The 24262-nt window shown below is 63.6% G+C and carries 18 protein-coding genes and 1 pseudogene; 10 read left to right on the top strand and 9 right to left on the bottom strand.

Annotation, left to right across the window (positions count from 1 at the left end):
• The first annotated feature begins 257 nt into the window (after positions 1–257).
• The gene (locus tag GJ634_RS02245) at positions 258–707 is read left to right on the top strand and encodes a universal stress protein (RefSeq protein ID WP_157500306.1); all 450 of its coding nucleotides are present in this window, start codon (positions 258–260) and stop codon (positions 705–707) included.
• A 719-nt stretch (positions 708–1426) separates the two neighbouring features.
• Here the strand turns inward: GJ634_RS02245 and GJ634_RS02235 are convergent.
• A complete protein-coding gene (locus GJ634_RS02235) occupies positions 1427–2761 on the bottom strand; it encodes a permease (protein ID WP_157500305.1) in 1335 nt (444 codons plus the stop codon).
• A 375-nt stretch (positions 2762–3136) separates the two neighbouring features.
• On the opposite strand from GJ634_RS02235, the gene GJ634_RS02230 reads away from it, so the two are divergent.
• The 3 genes from GJ634_RS02230 to GJ634_RS02220 are packed head-to-tail and all read left to right on the top strand — an operon-like array spanning position 3137 to position 5429.
• Positions 3137–3952 carry an ABC transporter ATP-binding protein gene (locus GJ634_RS02230; RefSeq protein ID WP_157500304.1) on the top strand — a complete coding sequence of 272 codons (816 nt, stop codon included), beginning with the start codon at positions 3137–3139 and terminating at the stop codon, positions 3950–3952.
• Positions 3949–4695, top strand: coding sequence for a hypothetical protein (locus tag GJ634_RS02225; RefSeq protein WP_157500303.1), 747 nt, complete (start codon positions 3949–3951; stop codon positions 4693–4695). The genes GJ634_RS02230 and GJ634_RS02225 overlap by 4 nt, the downstream gene beginning before the upstream one ends.
• Positions 4695–5429 (top strand): hypothetical protein, encoded by a 735-nt coding sequence (locus GJ634_RS02220; protein WP_157500302.1) that lies wholly within the window; start codon positions 4695–4697, stop codon positions 5427–5429. The genes GJ634_RS02225 and GJ634_RS02220 overlap by 1 nt, the downstream gene beginning before the upstream one ends.
• On the opposite strand, the gene GJ634_RS15275 is transcribed toward GJ634_RS02220, so the two are convergent.
• The 6 genes from GJ634_RS15275 to GJ634_RS02195 form a co-directional block, all read right to left on the bottom strand.
• Positions 5408–5791, bottom strand: coding sequence for a hypothetical protein (locus tag GJ634_RS15275; protein ID WP_197425363.1), 384 nt, complete (start codon positions 5789–5791; stop codon positions 5408–5410). The two genes, GJ634_RS02220 and GJ634_RS15275, sit on opposite strands and share 22 nt — an antisense overlap.
• Before the next feature lie 173 nt (positions 5792–5964).
• A complete protein-coding gene (locus GJ634_RS02215) occupies positions 5965–7566 on the bottom strand; it encodes a long-chain-fatty-acid--CoA ligase (RefSeq protein WP_157500301.1) in 1602 nt (533 codons plus the stop codon).
• Between the two features lie 155 nt (positions 7567–7721).
• The gene (locus GJ634_RS02210) at positions 7722–8159 is read right to left on the bottom strand and encodes a hypothetical protein (RefSeq protein ID WP_157500300.1); all 438 of its coding nucleotides are present in this window, start codon (positions 8157–8159) and stop codon (positions 7722–7724) included.
• Positions 8160–8301: 142 nt separating this feature from the next.
• Positions 8302–8484: a BBE domain-containing protein gene (locus GJ634_RS16835; protein WP_394350865.1), complete on the bottom strand. Its 183-nt coding sequence runs from the start codon at positions 8482–8484 to the stop codon at positions 8302–8304.
• A gap of 16 nt (positions 8485–8500) precedes the next feature.
• Complete coding sequence (locus GJ634_RS02200; protein WP_197425362.1) at positions 8501–8809, bottom strand: hypothetical protein; 309 nt, start codon at positions 8807–8809, stop codon at positions 8501–8503.
• Positions 8810–8982: 173 nt separating this feature from the next.
• Positions 8983–9210, bottom strand: a complete 228-nt coding sequence (locus GJ634_RS02195) for a hypothetical protein (RefSeq protein ID WP_157500299.1) — start codon at positions 9208–9210, stop codon at positions 8983–8985.
• Between the two features lie 126 nt (positions 9211–9336).
• On the opposite strand from GJ634_RS02195, the gene GJ634_RS02190 reads away from it, so the two are divergent.
• Positions 9337–10848 (top strand): M23 family metallopeptidase, encoded by a 1512-nt coding sequence (locus GJ634_RS02190; RefSeq protein WP_157500298.1) that lies wholly within the window; start codon positions 9337–9339, stop codon positions 10846–10848.
• 32 nt (positions 10849–10880) lie between these two features.
• Here the strand turns inward: GJ634_RS02190 and GJ634_RS02185 are convergent, their stop codons facing one another.
• Positions 10881–11309 carry a TRAM domain-containing protein gene (locus tag GJ634_RS02185; protein ID WP_157500297.1) on the bottom strand — a complete coding sequence of 143 codons (429 nt, stop codon included), beginning with the start codon at positions 11307–11309 and terminating at the stop codon, positions 10881–10883.
• 171 nt (positions 11310–11480) lie between these two features.
• On the bottom strand, positions 11481–19814 hold the full coding sequence (locus GJ634_RS02180; protein ID WP_157500296.1) for a PKD domain-containing protein: 8334 nt from the start codon (positions 19812–19814) through the stop codon (positions 11481–11483).
• Between the two features lie 617 nt (positions 19815–20431).
• Here GJ634_RS02180 and GJ634_RS16830 point away from each other — a divergent pair.
• The 5 genes and pseudogenes from GJ634_RS16830 to GJ634_RS02155 all read left to right on the top strand — a co-directional run bounded on the left by GJ634_RS16830 (position 20432) and on the right by GJ634_RS02155 (position 24235).
• Positions 20432–21853: pseudogene (locus tag GJ634_RS16830) on the top strand (TrkH family potassium uptake protein).
• 359 nt (positions 21854–22212) lie between these two features.
• Positions 22213–22602 (top strand): PH domain-containing protein, encoded by a 390-nt coding sequence (locus GJ634_RS15270; protein WP_197425361.1) that lies wholly within the window; start codon positions 22213–22215, stop codon positions 22600–22602.
• Positions 22599–23189: a PH domain-containing protein gene (locus GJ634_RS02165; protein WP_157500295.1), complete on the top strand. Its 591-nt coding sequence runs from the start codon at positions 22599–22601 to the stop codon at positions 23187–23189. The genes GJ634_RS15270 and GJ634_RS02165 overlap by 4 nt, the downstream gene beginning before the upstream one ends.
• A gap of 99 nt (positions 23190–23288) precedes the next feature.
• Complete coding sequence (locus GJ634_RS02160; protein ID WP_157500294.1) at positions 23289–24020, top strand: hypothetical protein; 732 nt, start codon at positions 23289–23291, stop codon at positions 24018–24020.
• Between the two features lie 29 nt (positions 24021–24049).
• Positions 24050–24235 (top strand): hypothetical protein, encoded by a 186-nt coding sequence (locus GJ634_RS02155; protein WP_157500293.1) that lies wholly within the window; start codon positions 24050–24052, stop codon positions 24233–24235.
• The last annotated feature ends 27 nt before the right edge of the window (positions 24236–24262 follow it).

The following is a 24262-nucleotide window of genomic DNA, read 5'->3' as shown; positions in this document are numbered from 1 at the left end:
CTGATTGTCGCCCCGTGTCGTTCCACGGTCGATATCGAGGAGGACCCGGACGAATACGCCACCGGGCATCCGATGGTGATGGAGGGCCACGACCACTAACGTCTGTTTCATCGAAGGTTCCCCGCTGTACAGAGTATTTTCCGTGGTTCTCATTTCGGCTCCGCCGATTCCCAGCGCATTTCACACGTGGTGACCCCCTCCAAAGTATCGAGAATCGGAAGCCGATTTTATTGTATGCGCCTTTGAAATCCGAGTGAATGTACGACCAGATCCTGCTTTCGACAGACGGCACGGTCGCATCTGAACGCGCTGAAGCGCACGCACTCGACCTCGCGGCCGCACACGACGCCGTCCTCCACGTTCTCTACGTCGTCGACGAGGACGTCGTGACTGCATACAGTGGCGACGAATACGTAGATGAAGCCGAAGGCCCCGAACACGGTCTCGAAGAACACGGCGAAGAGACGCTTTCAGAGCTCCGCCGCCGAGCATCAGAGGCCAACGTAGACGTCGAGACGGCGATGCACCACGGCCGCCCTGCTGAAACTATCGTCGAGTATGCTGACGACCACGACGCAGACCTACTCGTGCTCGGCACCAAACGGCGGCCGGACGAATATCGTGCGCTGCTCGGAAGTGTCACCGACCGCGTCCTCCGCCTGACGACTCGCCCAGCGACCGTCGTGAAGACCGAAGTCAACGAGTAGCCAAAGAACAGCCGCTACCGTCCGTCATCTGGTGTGAGTCGGGCGTGACGGCGGTCGAACTCCTCGTCGTCTATCTTCGAAGCGGGATTCGTCGCAGCACTCGTCACCGCAGCCGGGATGCTATCGATCCTCTACGCTCTGTATGCCCCGAACCCCTGAGGATCCGAGACGTTCATTCGAAAAACGGTCTCTGTGTATCGGCTTCGGTTCGAAGCCGGTACTGTTCGGACGCCCATCGTTCTCGGGAGTGTGGGATCACAGCGGGAATTACATCCGTCTCAGTCGTACCGCATCATGATTCGACCACTCGTGGGTGTCCTTGGCGCTCTCTCAGCGCTGTTCCCGGACGAAATCGTCGAGCTCTTCGAGAATCTCGCGATCGCGAATCCGAGCGAGGGAACGGTGAGAGGGTGGGTACGTCCAGCAGTCCGGTCGGGGGGCGTTCTGATAGCTTCGATTTCCCCTCTTAACGGGCGAGCATACGCGTGGCTGATGAATCTTACCGGCCTGTTCGGCGCGATCGTCTTCCTGTTTCCCGATCTGTATCGGCGATTTGCCACCGCTTCCTGTACGAGCGTCCGGAGTCGATCGAATGGAACGAGCGATTCAAATCGGCCGTTCGAGCTATCGGCGCACTATACGTCTTTTTCGCAGCGAAGACGTACAGAGAGCGCCACAACGATACCTGAGCCTACCCGCTATCGACAGCTGGCCAACGGTCAGTTCATCATCGTCGTGTTGTCTTCACTACTGGGTTCCCCGCCACCCACCGAGTCCTGTTTGTGGAGCCAGTAGAGGAACAGGAAGAACACCGTCGCGAGGACGTTCAACACGAGCTTGTAGTTGAGTTCGATGGATACCTCGGCAACCTCGGCGGCAGCCCGCGAGGGGATGAGGCCGAGGCTCAGGAAGAGGAAGTGAATCACGAACCCGACGATGACTGCAGCGACGAAGATCATCAGAGACAGCACCGCCGCGAACGTCGTTCCGTAGTACTCGTCGTAGGCCTTCATTATCGGTGGGACGATGAGGTCAGCGAAGATGTACGAGAGCACCGATCCGAATGGCAGCCCCCGCGTCCAGAGGACGGTCCCGAACGGGACATTCCCGACCGAACAGACGAAGGTGACGACACCAATAATCGCCCCCAGCGCAGCCGTCCAGAGGACGTACACCGGCAAGCCGAACGTGGCTCCGGAGAAGACGCTCGTCCAGACTGATTCGGGGATGAACCCGGCAATAAGGCCGGCGAAAATGAACCCGATCGCGATTTCATCCCACAACATCGCCCATTCTTTCCACTGTTTGTCCGCGAGCGACTTCCACCCCGACCACGAGGTCGCCTTCTCCGGGATAGAGGTGTTCGCCGCTTCCGGGTCGAAGGAGTCCTTGCAGGACTGCGAACAGAAGTAGTACGTCTGGCCATCGTGTTCGATGGAGTAGTCCGTCTCCTCGGGATCGACGTCCATCCCACAGACGGGGTCCTGTACGGTGATTCCCTCGTCGTCGGTGACGTTCTCGCGTGCTTCGTCGAGAATCTTGTCGGGAACGACGTAGACGAAGCCGACCGACATCAGGCCGATGAGGAGCAGGCCACCGATGACGTCGGCGAGCAGGAACTCCCAGCCGAGCAGCAGCCAGATGACGATCCCGATCTCGATGACGAGATTCGTCGAGGCGAACTGGAACGCTGCTAGCGCCGCCGCCGCGGAAGCCCCCTTCTTGTAGAGGTTCTTCGCCGTCGCGATCGCCGAGTACGAACACGACGAGGACACGAACCCGAAGAACGTAGCGAGGCCCAGCGACTGCGGACCGTGGCCTTCGAGCAGCTCCGAGATCTGCTGGGTCGAGACCCACGCCTCGACGCCGCCGGCGATGGCGAACCCGATAACGAGCGCCCACCAGGTGATCCACGCCATCGCGGCGGTCGTTGTCGCGGCCTGCCGCGTGCTCTCCGCGAAGAACGTCCCGAGCGGTTGGTTCGTCGTGACGACGCCGACGATGACTGTGATTACGGCGATGGCCGAGAGAATCGCGTAATCTGTTCTGTCCATTCTCCGTCTGGTCTACGATACGAGACCTCTCCCTAATGCGGTTGTGGCTTCTATCGCGAACTCTTTCGCGCGTCGGTCTTTCGACTCCCGTTGTTGTCCCGGTGAGAAGTTTGGAATGTGAACCCGATCCTTCACCGAGGTTTTACGCCGCCGTAGCCGGCTGGAGCAGATTGCCACGAGCTCACCACCTTCACGGGACGGTGACACGACTGGTGAGTTGTCGGTCCCTGTCGCACAGAATTTCCGACGATGACACGCTCCGGGTGGCGAAACGCCAAAACGGACACTAGTTTTGAATCTAATGTTCACCGGAGGAAATACTGGGGTTTTCTAAGAGAAACCGCATTAGAACAGGTGTACGTACATACGAACGAGATGAACGGAACTTCCGAGGTCGACCACGCCGAAGGCACCGCGAACCGTGCTGGCGAGACCGTCGTTAGCGCCAACGGCGTCGAGAAGACCTACGACTCAGTCCTCCCGTTCACTCGGTCCGTCGAGGTGCTCGACGGCGCAACCCTCCGCGTCGAGCGCGGACAGGTCGTCGGGATTATGGGCGAGAACGGGAGCGGGAAGTCGACGCTCATGGGCATCCTCGCCGGTGTCCTCGACCACGACGCTGGCGAGGTTGAACGGACGGGTGCTGTCGGCTGGTGTCCGCAGGAGCCGCGGCTGTACGACCGGCTGACCGTCGACGAGACCTTCGAGTTGTTCGGAACTGCCTACGGGATGAGCGACGACGAGATCGTCGACGCCAGAGCGTGGCTGACCGACGTGCTGGACTTCGAGCGCTTCCGTGACAGGCAGATCCGCCACCTCAGCGGCGGGAACCGACAGAAAGTCAACCTCTCGGTCGCGTTGATGCACGAGCCCGACCTCCTTCTGCTCGACGAACCGTACACCGGGTTCGACTGGGAGACGTTCCTGGCCTTCTGGGACTTAACTGAAGAGCTTCGGGCCCGCGGCGTCGGCGTCGCCATCATCTCTCACATCATCAACGAGCGCGACCGGTTCGACGTCGTCTACGAGCTCCACGAAGGCCACCTCCACAGACAGGAGATCGGCGACGACGATAGCCTCAGCTCGGAGCCGACAGACGACGTCGCCTGCGAGCGGACCGCCTCATTTGTCGACGAGACTGGGGCGGGAAGCGGCCAGCGAGCGACCGCGGGCCAGGAGGAAAGCGAATGAGCGCCGTTCACCGGACCCTCGAGGGGATCCAAGCGAGCACGCGTTCGTTCGTCCGGGAGCCGTTCACCGTCGTGTTGCTGGTCGTCCTGCCGGCGCTGTCGATCCAGATTTACGGCGTCGGCATGGGCCAGTTCCCCGACGTGGGAATCTTCGCGGTGAGCGGGTCGGTCGCGGCAGTCGGACGGATCACCGGCGCCGTGTTCGCCACCGGCGCGCTCGCGGGCGTCCTCGGGCTCTTCCAGATGATTAGCGCCCGGCACGCCGACCGCAGACTCGCCATCTGTGGCTTTCGCGGCGTCGAACTCGTCACCGCACGGTTCGCGACCGTCGCCGTCGCGAGCGCCGTCGTCAGTGTGGTCGCCACGGTCTCTCTGATTGTCCTCGTTGACGCCCCGATTAGAGCACCGCTCGCCGCGTTCGGTGGACTCGCAATCGCGGGTGCCATATACGGCCTGCTCGGCATCGTCGTCGGCAGCGTGCTCCCGAGGGAACTCGAGGGCTCGCTGTTGCTCGTCATCCTGGCCGACGTGGACAACGTGTTCGCGAGCGGCCTGTTCGGCATCGAGGACAGCGTCACGCAGTTCGCACCGCTCGCGCACCCCCACGCCATCGTGACGCAGGCCGTCGTCGAGGGCTCGCTAGCGACCGACCACCTCACCCCGGCTCTCGGCCACCTCTCGCTGTTTGCCCTCCTGAGCGTGGCCGCGTACACGTACCAGCTCGAGTCAGGGGGTGACGCCTGATGAACCGCCGCGTCACGACCGCCGTGCGGATGGGCGTTCGCGAGTTCCGCCGGACGCCGGTCCTCCTGGGGCTGCTCGTGTTCCTGCCGGCGTACATCATCGGCGCGTTCGTCCTGCTCGTCCCGGATGTCGACGTCCCCGCGACGATTGACGGAACGAGGGTCGCTGTCCCCATGACGGACTTCGCGGCGGCGTTCATGACGCCCGTCACTGTCGCCATCCTCTCGGGTATCGTCGGACTGTTCCTCGTCCAGACGTCGCAAGCGGCCGACGACAGGCTCCGGCTGGCCGGCTACACCGCGGCCGACCTCGTCGTCTCACGGGTCGGCACACTCGGACTCGGCATCGTCGTGGTCACGACGGCGTCGGTCCTCGTCGCCGTGTTCGCGTTTACGCCCGAATCGATCGTTCCGTTCGTCGCCGCGACGCTCCTAGTCGGGCTCACGTACGGTATCCTCGGCGTCGTCGTCGGCATCGTGCTGGGTCGACTGGGCGGGGTGTACGTGATGCTGTTCTCACCGATGGTTGACGTCCTCCTGTTCCAGAATCCGCTCGCGACCGACGCGCCCGAGTGGACGACACTACTACCGAGCCACTACGCGACGAACGCGCTCTTCGACGCGGCGTTCACGTCAAGCGTCAACGCCTGGGACTTCGGCGGGGCCGTCGTATATGCCGCCGCCCTCCTCGTAATCGGCGTGCTGATCTTCTATCAGGCGACGGACGTCGAGTGAACGATTCCACCGTTCTCACCGGCGTTTGCTCCCGCTGGCGTCGTTGTGCGGGCCGAACATTCAGGGAGCAGTCCAGCAAACTCGGAAAGAGAACATGATCCATGGACGACCACGAAGATACCGCTGAGACCTCTTCGGGAGGGGGCCACCAGCAGGACACCAACAGTCCCCAGAACGAACACGGCGACCACGATAAAGCGGACGCCGAATCTGACGACCGACGGGTAGAACAGGAGCCACTGGAGGAAGACACTCACCCCGCTGCGGAGAGGGAGACGGCACTCCACGAGCAGCACGAGCACGCCGGACACGAGGGTCGAGGCCACAGCCACGGTTCTCACGAGGGACACGGCGAGGGGCATAGCGGGATGCGCGAAGGCCACGAGCAGATGTTCCGCCGTCGTTTCTTCGTCTCGACACTCCTGTCGATCCCCGTCCTCCTGTACAGCGAAATGCTGCAGGAGTGGCTCGGCTTCTCTGTCTCAGTATTCCCGGGGGGTGAGTGGATCAACCCCGTCCAGCACGTCGTCTGGGGTCACCCCTCGCCGACCATACGGTCCTCGTCTTCCCAGTACTGCTCGCGGAGTTCGTACTTCTGGACTTTGCCGGTCGCGGTCTCGGGGAGGCTGTCGACGAAGTCGACGCCCGTCGGCGCCTTGTAGCTCGCCATGTTCTCGCGGGCGTACTCGACGACCTCGGCTTCCGTGAGGTCGGCGTCGGGCTTCGGGACGACGACCGCTCGTGGCGTCTCCCCCCACTCGTCGGAGGGCGCGGGGACGACGGCGGCCTTCGAGATGCCGGGGTGGTCGTAGAGCGTGTCTTCGACCTCGATCGAGGAGATGTTCTCGCCGCCGGAGATGATGATGTCCTTCTTCCGGTCCTGAATCGAGATCATGCCGTTTCCGTCCATGGTCGCGAGATCGCCCGTGTGGAAGTACCCCTCAACGCGGTCGTTGAACGCCGCCTCGGTCGCTTCCGGCTTGTTGAGGTACCGGTCCATCACCTGGTTGCCGCGCACGACGACCTCGCCGATGGTCTCGTTGTCCCGCGGGACGTCCTCGCCGTCCTCGTCGACGACCCGAATCTCGGTGTTGAGGGCGGCGTGGCCCTGCTTGGTCTTCACGACCGCGTCGTCGCCGGCGGCGAGTCGCCGCGGGCTGTTCGACGTGGTGATGAGCGGCGACGTCTCCGTCAGGCCGTACAGCTGGATGAGCCGCCACCCGAACTCCTCCTCGATAGTGCGGATGGTCGCCTTCGGCGGCGCGCTCCCCGCGGTCGTGATGCGGAGGTCGCGGTCGCCGGTCGTCGCGGCCACGTCGTTGTTCTCCTCGTAGTCGATGAGGCGGTTCAGGACCGTCGGCGCCCCGCACATGTAGGAGACGTCGTGTTCGCGGATGCGTTCGAGCGTCCCGGCCGCGTCGAACGTCCGCTGGCAGACGTGCGTCCCGCCGGCGCCGGTGATGGCGTAGACGTGCCCCCAGCCGTTGCAGTGGAACATCGGGAGCGTCCAGAGGTAGGTGTCGTCCTCGGCGATCTCCATGTGGTGGCTGAGCACGAGCGCGTGCCAGTGCTCCGTGCGGTGGGTGCGAACGACGCCTTTCGGGTCGCCCGTGGTGCCGGACGTGTAGTTCACGGTCGCGTCGTCGTCCTCCGCGATGTCGGGCCGCTCGGGCGGTTCGCTGCTCGCGTCGGCGAGCAGCGACTCGTAGTCCAGCCAGTCGCCGTCGATGGCGTCGGCCTCGTAGCCGACGAACCGGTCAGCGGGCACGTCGTCGCGGACCGCCTCGACGCGGTCGGCGAAGTCGTAGTCCGCGATGACCACGTCCGCGTCCGAGTCCGTCAGGATGTACTCGTAGTCCTCCGACGTCAGCCGGTAGTTCATCGGGACGTTCGTGACCCCGAGCTGGTTCGTCGCGTACACCGTCTCGAGGAAGTAATGCGTGTTCGGCGAGAGCACCGCCACCCGGTCGCCGGGCTCGACGCCGAGGTCCAACAGCGCGTTCGACAGCCGGTGGACGCGGTCCGCGAACTCGCCGTACGTGTACTCGGTCCCGTCGTCCGCGACGACTCCGACGACGTCCTCGTAGAGCGCTTCGGCGCGGTCGAGGTAGTCCAGGGTCGTTTGTTCGACGTGCATGAGCAGGTACCCGGCTAATCGAACGTCGAGATAGTAAACTTTGTCACGAAAAACCATCCGAAACACGCAGAACGGAGACAGAAACGACTACCCGGCGTCTTCCCCAGATACCGCAGAACAGCTGCAGTAGCACCCAGCAAGCGGGCATCGCCACGCTACAGCACGTCGTGGGATTCTGCTGTCTCGAGCTGGGTTGTGATTTGGTGTCTGGCGTCGAGTCCGGTCTGGAATCGCGTGATGAGTTCGGATTGATGCTCCGGGCACGCAAGAACCGCGACAGCACCGTCTTCGACCGGCACGAGCGCCTGGTGTGGCGTGTTCGCTGCGAGACCACAACTGGGACAGTGAACACCTCCAGCGGGTCGATGGTCGAGCAGTTCAGCGGTCTCCGCAGTCGTGTAGCCACAGATCGACGCGAACCGCTGGAGGTGGTCGTCACATCCAAGCATCGGGGCTGTCAGCTCGTCGAGCAGCAGAAAGGACAGCGCGTGCCGTTCCGGGGATTGGAGAGCGACCTCACACGCGTCACACGGCATCGATGGTAGCTCCGGCTCGGTGTCTCGGTCGGAGTGCGAGGAGTCCTCGTGGTCCATCTGCAGACACTCGGTGATTCGTCGCCACACGGGTAATACCCGCGCTCCGCAAGCACCTCAACCCTCACCCGCGACGGGGGCAATTCCAACCCCGTCCGTCTCGCCCCCGCGCGCCTCGAATTGTGGCCGGTCTCGGCACCGGTTAGGCGTCGCGTGGGTCGATGTTGACGTTCTGCTGGAACACGTTCTCGGGGTCGTACTGGTTCTTCACGTCGGCGAGCCGGTCGTAACTCGACCCGTAGACTTGGTCGGTCCAGTCCTCCCAGGGCTGTTCGTCGACGCCAGTGAACCCGGCGTAGGCGCCCTCGCCGCCGACGCTGCGCAGTTCACGCTCGGTTTCCCTACGTCTCGAAGCGACCGACAGAGAGTCGCTCGCCGCCAGGCGTGGAACGATCCGAGGCAGTTGTAGAGCTGGCGCTCGTAGATGTCCGGTTGCTTGGCGATGCGAGGTGGGAGCCGATTTTGGCGTCGCTCCAGTGAGCGTGTTCGGAGCCCCTGAGCAGCCAGTTCAACAGCCGCGGGTCGACCTCGATCAGGACGTAGCCGTCGTACTCGTCGTCCAAGCGGCTCACCGAGACGGTCGTGGCGGGATCGAAACCGACGGGCTGCCGGTCATCGAGCGCGACGCCGTCGCGGGTGCTGGACCACACGCGAGGGCGCCGGCGACGAGCCGCTCACCACCAGTCGAACCCAGCTCCATGCGCAGTCGTACAGCCAGTGTTGGATGAGGATTTCGACGAACCCCACTCGAGAAGCGGGCACCACAGAGTTTGCTACTCCGAGCGCCGACCCGCGGTTCGGCCCTCCCGCCGGTGGTGTGTCGTCACTCTCTCGATTGCTGGAAGACAATCCAGCAGATAGAGACCAGTCCGATTACGAGGAATGCGACAGCGAAGAACACGACTTGGCTGCCGAGGAGCCTCGACAGCCCGAACAGATTCGTTCGGTTGACGTAGCCGAGACCGACGAAGACCCCGAGAACGACAGCTGCCGCGCCGAGCCGCAGTCCTAAATCCCTCAGGAAACTGCCGAACGACAAGTCACGCCCCATACACCCCTCACCTCCCACCGGACGCACTTCAGCCTACTCCCACCAGTCCACCGCGACGTCGTGCCGAGCGCTCGTCCGAGGTTACGCACGGAACGCTTACAGTCCAACCAGTCGATTCCCAGCGTGATGACGGACTCGCCAGCGGACACTGCCGACGAGTCGTTCAGAGCGCAAGTGCGGGAACGACTCACCGCCATCAATCCAGTTTCGCTGTCGCTGTTGGGGTTCGTTGGCGTCGTCGGGAATCTCGTCCCGGAGCTCGAGATTCTACAACTGTTCCACGTCTTCTGGCTGTTCCTGCTGTGGCCGCTCGCCTCGCTGCTGGTCCACTCGCTCAAGCAGGCGCTCGGCTACGAGACCGCTGCTCCGGACCCGCGCGACTGGCTGGCGATGGACGACGGGTGGCGTAGCCTGTTCGCTTTCCTCCTCGGCGTCCCGCTCTCGGTGCTCAATCCGTTGCTCGGGCGGCAAGATGTGATGCAACTGCTGGGAAGTCTCACCGCCGTTCTCAGACACCGCGGCTCGCTCCCCGCTCCAGACACGCACACGCAGTCCACGACGTACCGGCTGCCCGTGGCGGGCACGTGGACGGTCGTCAACGGCAGTCCCATCAAGGCGTATTCGCACTCGTGGTTCCCGGCGACCCAGCGGTACGCCTACGATTTCGTCATCACCGACGACGACGGCCGCACCCGCCCGCAGGGAACGGACACGAGTGTCGAGAACTACTACTGCTACGGCGAACCGGTCGTCGCACCAGCCGACGGCCGCGTCGTCGACGTCCACGATGGCGACCCTGAACTCGGGCGCGCCGGCGGGTTCTCACACCCGCTCAAACGCAGTGTCACCGGCAACGCAGTCACCATCCGGCACGCACCCGAGGAGTACAGCACCCTCGTCCACCTCATCCCCGGCAGCATCGATGTGGGCCCAGGAGACTACGTCACGCGCGGCGAGCAACTCGCCCGCTGCGGGCACTCCGGCAACTCCTCGGAACCACACCTCCACTTCCAGGTCCAGGACCACCCCACGTTCGAACTCGCCGCCGGGTTCCCCGTCCGATTCGACGACACCACCGTCGACACACCCGGCGTCGACGTCACCGAAACCGCCGACTGGCACGAGCCCACGACGGGCCCCGGTCGCTACGTCCACGTCGGCCAACGCGTCACCCACACTCCCAGCAACGAGCCACCGCAGACCGGCGACCAGCCGCCGGACGCCGATGCCACGACCCTTCCGGGGCTTGGTATGGTGAGGATGCTCGCACAGACCGTCAACGGCTTCGCCATCGGCGGGTTCGTCACCGTTCTCGCGGGTCTCGTCGTCCCCCGACTAGCGACGGTTGCGGTGGTACTCGGGGGACTCACCGTCCTCGGCGTTGCGTATCACGGTTGGCGGCGACTCGTCGAAAATCAGACAGCACGACTCACGTCGGTCGCACTCACCGGTGGGTTGAGCGGAGCAGCCGCACTCGTCGGGGCATTCAGTACCATTAACGCACTCCCATCTCTCGGCCCGTTTGCGCTCGGCGCGGGCGTTTTCGTGGCTGCGTTCCTCGCGTACACCGCCGTCTGGGAATACGCGCGACGGGCGGTTCTCTCGGACACCGGTTTGTCGAAAAGTGACGCGAACTGACCTGTGAGACGCGACCAGCGGGCCCGAGTCGGTTACCTGACTTGGGGTTTGGTTACGGGTTCGGCAAACGCCACGGAGTCTTTCACGTCAGTAATCTCCACCTCAGCGGCATCCCCGGGCTTCAGACCCGGCACGATGACGATGAATCCGCGCTCGACCTTCGCAATCCCGTCGCCCTGATCGCCGAGCGTATCGATCGTCACCGACCGAACCTCGCCCTCCTCCACCGGCGGACTCGCATACCCACCGTCATCCTCCGAACCTGACTCCGCCGCCTCGCCACCGCTCGTTCCGGACGGCTCGTCGTTCCCCGCTGACAGCAACGCCACCCGGTACACGTCGTTCGGAGTGAGCGAACTCCCCTCCACGACCTCTTCGGGAATCGTAATCGCGTACTGGTCTCCGCGCTTCTCCAACGACGCCTCATACAGAAGCCGCAACGAGTCAGGAATTTCCGACATTACCCACACGTACGACGCGTCCACGTAAAGGAATTCGGACCGCCCACGAACGCCAGAACCAACCACCACTCCGACGCAATTCAGTAACTCGTCAATCGGCAACTAGCCACCAGCTTCTAGATGGCTGTGTCCTCAGACGGATGGCGGCGTACTGAGAACTGTAGCAGGGTGTCAGGCGTCCTTGAGGGGGACCGCGTAGACACCGCCGGCGGTACCGACGTACAGCGTGCCGTTGGTGTAGTCGCTAGAGTAGGCGATGTACCCTGTCTCGGCACTCCACGTGGGAGCTCCGGTTGCCGCATCAAACGCCGTGAGATTCCCGTCGCCGTCGACGATGACGCGTTCGTCGTCAACCCACTCCACGGTGGGATAGTCAAGGCTGACTGAGCGGTTCCACGTCACCGTTCCGTCGCTCCGGTCGAGCGCGGTGACCTCATCGTTAGATGCCGCGTACACCGTGTCGCCATGGACACGAATCCGCGTTTCAACAGCTCTCTGAGTCCTCCAGAGCCGCTCCCCATCGGCCGCGATTGCGGTGAGCGACTTGGCCGACGGGCCGTTACTAACAGCGTAGACCACGCCGCCGGCAACGGAGACCTCAATCTCGTACGTCTCGGTTGCGGGCAACGGCTGGGCCCACACCACGTCACCCGTCGTGGCGTCGCGGGCAGTCACGTTCCCGTCCTCAACTAGGAGAACGCGTCCGTCAAGGACGCCTTCAACGCCGGGAGCGTCCGCACGCGTGACGTTCCACCGTACCGCCCCCGTGTCAGCATCGCGGGCGACAACCGACGACTGGCTATCAGTCACCACTACGTCGTCGTCCGCGACGGTCCCGTAGACATCGTCGTCGGCGGTTTTGGTCCATCGCGTGGCTCCCGTCGTCGCGTTCAGTGCGATGACGGTTCGGTCACTGGACGCATACACCGTGTCCTCTGCGACGGTCACCTCCGGATGCTCAATTGCCGACAACGTCCACCGGACTTCCCCGGTGTCGACGTTGACTCGAGCAATACCCTCACCGATGGCGTACAACGCATCGTCTCGATGGACGGTTTCGTACGGTGGGAACGAGAGGGAGGTCTCCCAGGCGAGCGCAAGACTCCCTCGGTCGAGTCCTTGAATCGTCGCCCGGTCGCCGGCCGAGTCTTGTTCGCCTGCGCCGACGAGGACCGTATCGTCGGTCACCGTTACAGTTCCCCCCGTGTCGTTCCGCCACCAGTCGAATGTGATGTTCGGTTCGATCTCATCGACTGTGACGGTCACGCGTTCGGTGGCAGCGGAGATGTTCGGGGCGTTAACCCGAACGCCAATCTCGTGCGTGCCCGGTTCGTCGACAAACCGGTCGCGTGACGACCGTCCCTCCCGCTCGAAGTCACCGTCCCCATCGAGGTCCCACTCGTAGGTGAGGTCCTCCGCCTCGAGCTCGTAGTCGTAGTCGGGATACGTGCTGGCCGACAGGACGCGCCCTCCGAGCACGGTGTCGACGTACAGGCCCGGCTCGTACGCTGAGGCGATGACGACCGTCCGATTCGCTGACACCGCTGTTCCGTCGGGCCCAGTCGCACGCACCGTCACGTTCTGCTCCCCGACTGCTTCGGGCGTCCACGTCACGTTCTCACCGGCGTACGTGTCGCCTCCGACGGTCCACGCGTAACTCCGAACGTCACCGCCGAAGCCGATTGTGTCCGCTCGGTAGGTGACGGGTTCGCCGGTCGTGGCAGTTGCCGGCCCGAGAATCTCGACGTCGCGTGGATCGTGTACGGCGAGGGTGCGGGTCACGGTCGTCGTTGCGCCGTCGTCGTCCGTAACCGCGAGCGTCACGTTCTGCTCCCCAACTGCTTCGGGCGTCCACGTCGCGTTCTCGCCGCCGACGGTTGTACTCCCGAACACCCACGTGTAGTTCCGGATACTTCCGTCGTCGGTCGCCTCGGCGTAGAACTGCACCGGCTCCCCCACAGTCGCAGTCCGTGGCGCGTCGATTCTCGCGTGCGGTGGTGCGTTCACGTCGAACGTGCGATTGACCGTGGTCTTTGCACCATCGTCATCGGTTGCGGTCACGGAGACGCGCCATTCACCGAGATCTTCGACCCGCAACGCACCGGATTCGTTCAGCGTCCGCGTCTCGTTCGACGGGGACGTGAACGTAATCGTCGTGTTCACCACGCGACCGTCGTCGTCGAGAGTGTCCGTCGCGTATTCGACGGTGGTGTTCTGCTCGACCGGGAGCTGGTCGGGGGAAAGGCGGGTGAGCCAGAGTTTCGGCTCGCGGTTGCGGACCGTGATGTTCTGCGTGGTGGCTGCAGTCGCCCCATCATTATCCGTGACCGCGAGCGTCACTTCGTAAACGCCATCGTCACTGAACGAGATGTTTGTCCGGTCGCCAGCACGGTTCGCCGATCCGTCGACGAGCCACTCGTAGTCGACGATTTCGCCGTCCGGGTCGGTACTCGCGGTACCGTTCAGCACGACCGCGTCGTTGGTACGCACGGACTCGGGGAGCGAAAGCACGGGCGTTGGCGGCGCGTTCACGTCGACGGTGACGGTCGTCGTGTCGGTTGCACCGTCGTCGTCCGTGACGCGAACCGGAATCATTCGCTCGGCAGCCCGGTCGAAGGATGCGACGACCGCTTCCCCGGACCGGTCGTAGTCGCTGTCGTTGTCGAGGTCCCACTCGAAGGTCGCGACATCCCCGTCGGGGTCGAGGCTGTCAGCCGCATCAAGGGCGACGGGAGCCCCGATCAACGGATCCGACTCGTTGACACCGGCAGCGGCCTCGGGCGGTCGGTTGCGAACCGTGACGTTCGCCGTCGTCGTGTCGGCTGCGCCGTCGTCATCGACCACGGTCAGCGCTAGTTCGTAGACCCCGTCATCCTCGAAGGACACCGAGCCGTTCACGCCGGTCTGCTCGGCACCACCGTCACCATCAACATCCCACTCGTACCGCTCGATGGCCCCGTCGGGGTCGGCGCTGGGCGTTGCATCGACGGGGACCCGCTCACCGGTATAGACGGGTTCCGTTCCGTTGATTACGGCAATCGGTGGCGCGTTCACATCGACGGTGACGGTCGTCTCGTTGGTCGCGCCGTCGTCGTCCGTGACGCGGGCGGTGACCGTTCGCAGACCGGACTCGTTGAACGCTCGCCGTATCGTCGCGCCTTCGCGTTCGAAGGTTCCGTCAGCATCGACGTCCCACTGGTAGCTGGCGATGGTTCCGTCTGGGTCGCGGCTACCGGTCGCTTCGAAGGCGACGGGTGTGCCAACCGTTGGATTGCTCTCGTTGGCGGTTGCTGATGCTGCTGGTGGCCGGTTCAGTACTGTGACGTTCGTCGTCGTCGCCCGCGCCGTGCCATTATCATCGACGACTGTAAGCTTCACCGGGTACGTGCCGTCGTCGGTGAACGACACCGCAGTCGTCGAATTTGTCTGCTCGACGCTGCCGTCTGCGTCGATATCCCACCGGTACGTGGTGATGGTACCGTCCGGGTCGGTGCTCGCAGTCCCGGCGAGTGAAATCGGCTCACCGGTGTACGCGGGGTCGGTCGCGTTGACGACTGGCTGAGGCGGTGCGTTCACGTAGAACGTGACTGCGGTCTCGTTACCAGCACCGTCGTCGTCGACGGCCGTCACTGTGGCTGTCTGTGTCCCATACGTGTCGTAGATTGTCGACGCGGTGGCGCTGTTCGCCTCCACCTCGCCGTCACCATCGACGTCCCATTCGTAGCTGTCGACGACGCCATCACGATCGAAGCTGCCTGCGGCGTTGAAAGCGACCAGCTCACCGACGACCGGCGTGGCAGTTTCGACGATACCAACCGAGACCGGCGGCCGATTCAACACGGTGACGTTCGCCGTGGCCGTGTCCGTCGCCCCGGCGTCGTCGGTCACCGTGAGTGAGACTTCGTAGACGCCATCATCACTGAACGATACCGACCCGTTCGGTCCGGCTGCGGACGCTCCCTCTATGCTCCAGTCGTAGTCGATTACCTCGCCGTCGGGGTCACTGCTGTCGGTCCCATCGACTGCTAGTGTCTCCTGCGTGTAGACTGACGACGGCACGGCCACCGACGCAGTTGGCGGCGCATTCACGTCAACGGTGACGGTCGTCTCGTTGGTCGCGCCGTCGTCGTCGGTTACACGAGCTGTGACCGTCCTCGTTCCTGGGTCGCTGAACGCACGCCGTATCGTCGCGCCTTCACGCTCGAAGACCCCGTCAGCATCGACGTCCCACTCGACAGTTGTAACGGTGCCGTCGGTGTCACCACTGTCGGTTGCATCGAAGGTGACAGGCGCCTCGACCAACGGTTCCGATTCGTTGATACCGGCAGCGGCCTCGGGCGGTCGATTACGCACCGTCACGTTGGTCGTCGTCGTGTCGGTTGCGCCGTCGTCATCAACCACCGTCACCGCAACTTCGTACACCCCGTCGTCTTCGAACGCAACGGATGTCGTCGCTCCATTTCGTTCGACGTCACCATCCTCATCGATATCCCACCGATACGCGGTGACCGTCCCGTCGGTGTCAGAACTCCCCGTCGCGTCGAATGACGCGTCCACGCCGGTCCGAACCGTCGTAGCACCGTCGACAGTAGCAGATGGCGGCGCGTTCACGCGGACACGCGCGGACCGCATCACGCTCGCGCCGAAGATATCTGTCACGCGAAGCGTCGTGTTCACCGTCAGCGATTGGTTGTAGACGACGGTTGTCGTCGGTTCATCCGTGATGCGCTCGTACGACCCGTCTCCATCAATATCCCACTCGTAGCTGTCTACGTAACTATCATTCTGCTCACCGCCGTCAGTCGCAAGTACCACGTCTGCCCCGACGGTCGCGTTCGCGGGTGCTGCGGTCAGCGGTGGCACATCAGGTTCAGCACCGATCGCACGAAGACTAGCGAGTACGACCGACCCATCACCGCGGGCTTCCACACGCAGCTTATCGGCAGTCGTGAAGTTAGCGGGGAGGTCCGCGGCGACCGTCTGGTTGCCCTCCTCAGTCAGCGCAATCTCGTCGACCTGCACTTCGGAGCCGTCGCGGGCGACCATGTAGACATCGAGCAGGAGTTCCCCGTCGATCTGGTCGACGAGTGCGTTGTACATTAAGTACCCACGAGCGGCGCCTTCACCGACTTCAGAGGCGTTCGGAACGTCGTACTCAATCTCACCGCCGTCGGACAATCGCTCTGAGCCGTCTGATATCGGTGTCGACCGCTCCGCGGGGAGACTCCTGAACGCGACCGGTTCAGTCCACGGTCCAACGTTCCCCGCAGTGTCAACTCCGCGTGCACGAAGCTCGAATTTCCCCGCTGCACCGAGGTGCACGTCGGTGGGTGTGGTTGACCCGAGCGCCCGCCAGTCCGTCCACGATTCCTCGTCAACCGCCCGGTACTGTAGCTCAACACTCGACACCGGCTCGTCCGCACTCGGATTCACCACCGCGCCAGTCACGTCAGCAGTCACAGCCACGTCGACAGTCGGCCGATCGGTATCTCGGAACAACGTGACCGACCGCGACGCGACGTTCCCGGCGCTATCACGCACCTCAACGCGGACCGTCGTTCCGTCAGCCGATATCGTCGGCTCCACGCTAACCAACCCACCGCCAGAGTCGTTCCACGCCGACCACGACCCGTCACCAACGCGGACACGGTACGCAAGTTCACTGTCGGGCGTCCCGCCGTCAGTCGCCGACCACGACACTGTCGCTGACTCCGCGGAGACGACCCGGCGCTCAACGACCGCACCATCAATACGCGTCGGCACAACCGCCGGTGCAGACGCCAACTCAACATCCGGCGGCGTTGTATCCGCTGGCCCGCTCGGATCGTACGTCAGCGATTCCCGGGCCCAGTCACCGGTCTCGTTCGCGAGACTCACCGCACGTGCCCGAACGTCGACGGTACCCACGGGCGGCGGTGTTACTGACTCGAATCCCGCCGTATCAGTAACCGTTCGCAGATTCCGCCACGGCGCACTCTCGTTTACCCGATACTGGACGTCGATCCGCTCGACTCGTCGATCCGGCAGCACACGAACGAACACCTTGCCAGTCTCCGGGTCACCGGCCGACGGCGCTGCGAGCGTCGTTTGCGGCGGTCCCGCCGTGACAACCACGTCCGCGTTTCGCGTCGTCGTCCGCCCGACGCCGTCGCGGACCTGCAGCTGCACGCGCGTCAGTCCCTCATCGTACGTCAAGTTCGGCGTTACGCGCCCATCAGCGGGCGTCGACCGCCACGCAGTCCAATCAGAGAATCCAGAGCCACCGGCGACGCGAAGCCGGTAGTCAAGCTCGTCGGTCGGCGTCTTGTCGTCCCACAACGACCAGACGAGGTCAGTGTCCCCTCCTTCGCTCGCGTACACCACGTCACCGTCCCGTAACCGAACCGGATCGGGACTGGTAACGAGATCAGCGTGTGGTCGCTGAATGTCCGGCCCCGCACGCTCAGCGACACTAAGACTGACAGGTGTCGATCCGGCATCCGCGACCACCCGCACGGGACCGGTTGTACTGCCGGGTTCGATGACGAGGTACGACGTCGCCGCCGGATTCTCGATGACCGTATCGACCTCCGAAAGCCCGTCAACGGTCAGCGTACGCCCGTTAGCAGCACGCGGGGTGTCTGGCCGCTCAGAAACGAGGGTGGCGTCGAGTGCATCCGCGTCAGCACCGGTAACGGAGATACTCACGTCCGTCTCGGTCGCTGCCGCCGCGCTCGCGTTGAGTCTGAGGACGACGTAGTCATCGGGATGGTCCATGGTGTCGTACACTTCCGCGCTGCCGAACGCGACCCAACCGTGCGTTGGCATCGACGTCCCCTGCGCCAGCGAACGACGCGGCGCGTCGTACCGTTCTCTGGTCGTCTCCTCGTAGTCGGCTTTGAGGAGGAGACGGAGAGACTCGACGTTCGACCGAATCTGCTTGTACGCACGGGGGTCCTCGCCGCCCGCCGTGTCCTCGACGACATCCTCGTGGACGTCGTTGAGGTACGTCGGCAGCAACTGGTAGGTATCCCGGAGTAGGGACGCCCGCTCTTCGAGAAGCGCGTCCTGCTCGCGTTCCGTGTCAGCGTTCTCGTACGCCGCGGAGTTCTCCTCGAGGGCTTCGAGGTTTCCGCGGAGATCATGATAGGACGGCGTGCCAGGATCAACGTGTACCGCGACGGCTTGCTTTTGAATCGCCGGACCAAGTGAGCTGGCGAACTCGGCCGAGGACAACGTCACGTCGATTGCCGTCAGCAGCGTCCCAATCCCACTCAATCCAAGCGTCGTCTTAAGTACACCATCCACGTACGACACGAACTTCGAAATCGCCGTGTCCTTCGCCGCCTGCTTCAAGTTGATTCGGAGCTTCTCGCGGATAACGCTGGCTGCGTCGTCTGCGTCCGCTGTAGCGTCCTGCTCCCAGAACGACGCGTTCAACGACTGCGTCCGGTACGTCTCGTACGCAAACACCGGATACGTGCTGTTCGGGTCAGTAATGAGACTCGCGTCGACAACTGATGCCGTCCCGTTCGTCTGCACAATTTGCCCGCGAACTGCCTCGACGACTGCGAACAGTGACAGTGAGTCAGTCCGGGCCTCGTAAACATCTCCATCACTCGTATTCTCCACGAACGAGATCCGCGTCGAAGTCGTCTCCCACGTCGCGTTCGTCGCGTCATACCGGAGCAAGTCAACCGACCCCGACGATGCGTCGCCAGCCGGCAAAGTGAATTGGAACGAAGCCTCTCCGATAGCCGCAGCCGGCGTTTCGGGATGTGAGACGTTCAGGTACGTGAGCGCTGACGTATCCTCGGGAAGCGGCGTGCTCGTCGGCGGACTCTCGCCCATCCCAGCGTCCACGACCGATACCGTGGTGTCAACGGTCGTTCCAGCAGTGTAATTGATCGCGGCCGACGTAACGCTGATATCGTCCTGCTGGGCGTCCGGCAGCTTTCCGAGGTCTAGCGGGATCGACTGTCCCGGGAACGCCGCCCCACTCGCCCGCACGACGTCACCCGACACGTTCATCTCCACGGTCCCGCCCCCGGCCCCATCAGACGGCTCCGTTGGTCCACCCGTCGTCGTCGCATTCGCAGCGATGGTGATCGAGTCGACGGCTTCGATAGCACTCTCGTTCGTCGTATCGAGCTCGACAGAGACGTTCACTTGCTCTCCGACGCCGACTTGAACACCGCCTGCATCACCACCGAGACGCTGCTCACTCCCACCCTCGCTGGCATAGAAGCTGATGCCCTCAGCCGGCGCAGCAACCGTTACCGACACTTCCTGTGTGCCCTGATTCGTGACGGTGAACACGTCCGCCGCATACGTCGTCGCATCCGGGTTCAACCCGTCAGCAGCAGTGCTACTCCCATCGAACTGCAGTTCGAGCATCCCACCAGATTGCGTCGCATACACACCATTCGGGCCCTCTGATGGTTCCAACGCCAGGAAGGCAGCGTCGTCGTTTGCAACCGCGACAGACACCGACCGCTCAGCTGCCGTGCTCGTGAACGCCCCCATCAGGGGAATACTCGCAGACACAACCGCCGCCGCAAGCAACAACGCCGCAATCCGACGGCGCCGACTCACCGCCGGCCACCCCACGTCCAACGTTCGACAATCATAGCGCTCCCACTATCCCTAAGGGTGGTAGTATTGCGGCCGCTGACCCACAACAAGCCCGCCTTGAACCCTATCAAACACGCACTGACATGCACTCAACCCCGCCTAACTCAACCTACCACCCGCCGACACTCCCTCACGGCGGTATCCAACCCCCGTGATTACCGAATCAGGGGTGGGCGCTCAGTGGGAACCAATCCTCTGTGAAGACTCCGGGGCTGATTTGTTTACAAGGTCGACAAGGTCAAACTGAATATAAAGGTCGTTAATGAACGCCCTGGTTTTCTGGAACCAGAATTTGACGCCTTGACGCAAGGGAGGACTCCGATAACCGGGAGCGAAGCAGTATGGAAGAGACGTACGAATTGTGGGTGGTTGAGTGGAAAATTACTACTCGTTGCCTCGTGTTGAGGGTTGATAAGATGGGGGCGCTGTGGATGTTCCGGTTGGTTCGAGTTGACTGGCGGGTGGGCCTCGATCTCGTTGGAACGTCGTTGACGTAGCTTGCGGTTCCGTTGGCGTTTCCACTGGTGCTTGCGGGGGACTACGGGGAGCCCCTGCTGCCGTTTCTCGTGCCGATTGCGGTGACGCTCGTCGTCGGGTACGGGTTAGACACACTCGGAATGACTGGTGGGGGAACGATGTATGCGCGAGAGTCGTTCCTAGCAGCGTCGTTGATCTGGTTGTTGATTGCGCTAATCGGGGCGATCCCGTTTCCGGTCGCTGGGACGGGTGTGACTGTGCATCCGGTGAATGCGTTGTTCGAGTCAATAAGTGGGATTACGACGACTGGGGCGACAGTGATGGTGAATTTCGACGTACATTCGCGGTCGCTGATGATGTGGCGGCAGGTCATTCAGTGATCGGTGGGCGGGGGATTCTAGCGACCGTGATTCTGTCGGAGGTCGGGGTTGGTGGGGCGCAGTTGATGGCGTCGGAGACGTGGACGGCTACGTTCCAGAAGTTGACGCCGCAGCTCGCCAGCACGGCGCGGATTCTCTTCGGACTGTACACCGCAATTACGGCAGCCGTGGTTGTCGTGTTGTATGCGTTGTCTGGGGCGGGTTCGCGCCGAATATGACGCTGTACAATAGGTTGCGCACGCGTTTACTGCGGTTGCAACGGCGGGGATTCTCACCGGAGGCGGAGAGCGCGGGCGCGTTCACGCCCGTCGTGCAGTGGGTGCTTGCGGCGGCGATGCTCGTCGGTGGGACGAGTTTCATTCTCCTGTATCGGGTGTTCACGCAGGGTCTGGGGCGGTTCCGGCGGAGTGACGAGTTCCAGTTCCATCTGGCGACCGTTGTGATTGCGTCACTCTCAGTTGTGTTCGCGCTGACGGTCGATGGAACCCAGCAGTTCAGCGTCGAGCAGCGTGTCCGGCACGCGGTTTTCAATACGATTTCGACAATTACGATGACTGGGTTCGCGAGCGCCGACTTCGATTTGTGGTCGGCGGCTGCGAAGAACGTCTTGTTTGCGTGTATGTTCCTCGGGGCGATGGTGGGGTCAACGACCTGTTCGATCAAGTCGCTGCGGTGGCTGGTCGTCGTGAAGCCGTTCCGCCGTGACCTGTTTACCGCGGTTCACGAGTAAGTTGTACGGCCGGTTCGGATTCGTGGGAACGCGATCGACGAGACGGCGGTCCGTGACGTGTACGGATTCCTCCTGTTGAGCATCATCTTCGTGTTCGCGCTGACGGTGTTCATCGTGGTCGATGCGGCCCGCGTGGGCTTGACCGTCTCGGAGTTTGAAGCGATGAGCGCGGCCGCATCGACGTTCCTGAATAACGGGCAGGCGTTCGGACTCGCTGGGCCGTCCGAGAGCTATCACGCCTTCCCGTGGACGACGAAGACCGCGATGATCCTGCTGATGTGGATCGGGCGCGTCGAAATCATCCCCGTTCTAGTCCTGTTCACCGGTCGTTCTGGCGGTCGTAACTCCAGGTCTGACACCGTCGACTCCGCCGTGTTAGCGGCGGTGGCGGCCGCATCGTCGGGCTCAGTTCCGTACAGTGGTGATGGCCGAAGCTTCTTGCCGGCGCCGTCGGAAGGGAGTGGTATGGCAGAGCCCTCCAATTTGGATGCCGAAACGACGGACTGGCTGACGCTCGACGACGGCGAGGACATCGTGTGGTCGGGGAAACCGCACAAGAGCAGTCTCATCCCCGCGCTCGTCGTCGGTGTTCCGCTGTCCATACTCCTCATCGGTGTGGTGATCATCGCGGCGGCGTACCTCTACCGTGAGAACACCCAGTACGTGGTGACGACGGACGCGCTGTACCGGAAGTCGGGGGGTGTTGTCGCGGGACGTCCAGCGGATCGACTTCGAGAAGGTCCAGAACACGTCGTACAGTCAGGGGTTCTTCGGGACGCGGCTCGGGTACGGGAACGTCGACATTTCGACCGCGGGTGGGTCCGGGGTCGAGATGCAGTTCCAGTCCGTTCCCGACCCGCGGCACGTCCAGGAAGCCATCAACAAGCGCGTGAAAGCCACGCGCGGTGAGCCGTCCACGGAGTCCGGTGAGACGAAAGCGGACGTCCTCGACGAGATTCTGGAGGAGCTCCGCGGGATTCGCACGACCCTCGAAGCACAGGACGACGTCGAGACAGCCACCGGTGACGGCGCTGCGCCGTCGCCGGACGAGACGCTGTTCGACGCCGACTCGAACACCAGCACCGACGAATGACCGAGGCCTCGTCCGAGTCCGTCGATGCGGCGATTCCGCTGGGGGAGGGAGAGACGGTCGTGTGGACCGGGCGGCCGCGCGTCACGGTCGTCCTGCCGGCAGTCGTGGTCGGGCTCGTACTCGTCGCGGCAGGAATCGCGGGCGTCGTCGTCGGGGGCTCTGTGCTGCCAGCACTGCTAGTGCCGGTTGGGATGGCCGTTCCCGTGTGGCGGTATCTTCAGAACCAGCGCACGCAGTACGTGATTACTGACGAGGCGTTGTACAAGCGGACGGGCGTGTTTTCGCGGAGCGTGTCCCAGGCGATGCTGTACACCGTCCAGAACAGTACGTTCTCGCAGTCGCTGACGGGGTCGGTGTTCGGGTACGGCTCAGTCGAGTTCGAGATTGCGGGCGGCGGTGGGTTCACGTACCGGCGCATCGGCGACCCGCGGAACGTCCGCTCGCTCGTCGACGAAGCGATCGACACCGACACGGTGTCCGGCAGCCGCCGAGTCGGCCAGTCGGTGCCGGGCAGCATCGACCAGTGGCGGGCGGTCCGCGAGGAAGTCCGCGCGCTCCGCGAGCACCTCGACCAGCGCACGCAGTGAGCAGCGCCACGTGAGTGGCCACAGAGCACTTTCCGCTGTACTGGTAACGGCTGGGTGATGTCTGGAACCACCCGCCGTTCGTTCCTGCGGCTGTCGGGTGTGGCGGTCGCGCCGCTCGCAGTCAGTCACGGTGCCGACCAGCAGCACTCGCACGGCGGATGGGACGGCGTCGAGACGCCGACAGCGCGGACGCTCCACGACGTCGTCCACATCGAGGAAGGGGCGGTCGCGGTCGGTGCTGGCGGGGTCGTACTCGACCGAACGGCGGACGACTGGACGCTCGTCACGGACTCTGGACCGAGCGGAAACGGGAATAACCTCCGTGGTGTCGCGGCGACTGCAGGCGGCGAGCGCGTGTGGGTCGCTGGGGCGAGTGGCGCTGTCGGCGAATACGACCCCGCGTCGGGGTCGGTGACCGATCGGACGGCGCCGGATGGGGTGACGACCACGTTTACGGATATCGCCGTGGCCGGCCCGGCAGGCGACGCCACGGTCTATCTCGTCGATGCGTCGGGGCACGTCATCGTCTCCGAACAGAACGGACAAGCGGGGACGTGGACGCGGGCGACGCCGGGAAGTGGTGCCGCGATAGCTGGGATTGCGGCGAGTGCGTCGGCGACGTTCCTCGTCGACGAGAACGATGCGGTGTTCAAGACGACTGACGGCGAGACGTGGGACGAGCTGGAGACGCCGGCGTTCGACGAGACACTGACTGATATTGCGATGCGGAGTGCTGAGACGGTCGTGCTCGCAGGCGATAGCGGGGCAATCGTCGTGGGATCGGACGGCGAGTGGGAGCGGGGAGTCGGCGGCGGACGGAGCGCTCCATGACGTGGAAGTCGAGGCGTGTGGGTGTGTGCATGCGGTGGGGGGCGAGTGGAACGGTCGTCCACCGGATGGGGTACAAGGCCCCGCCGCTGCGGACGCTCGCGCGGTGGTTCGATTGGTGGACGCGAGCGTCGCCGACCGGTGAGAACCTCTACGGAATTGCAGTCGGCCGGCCGCACATCGCGGTCGGTGCGAGCGGCACGATTCTCGAGCGGTGACGGGAGCCGGCTGCACTACCGTCACCG

Source organism: Halobacterium sp. CBA1126 (genome assembly GCF_009741975.1).
GTDB lineage: Archaea > Halobacteriota > Halobacteria > Halobacteriales > Halobacteriaceae > Halobacterium.
The sequence above is the reverse complement of the archived record's forward strand: the minus strand, read 5'-3'. Positions and strand labels throughout refer to the sequence as shown.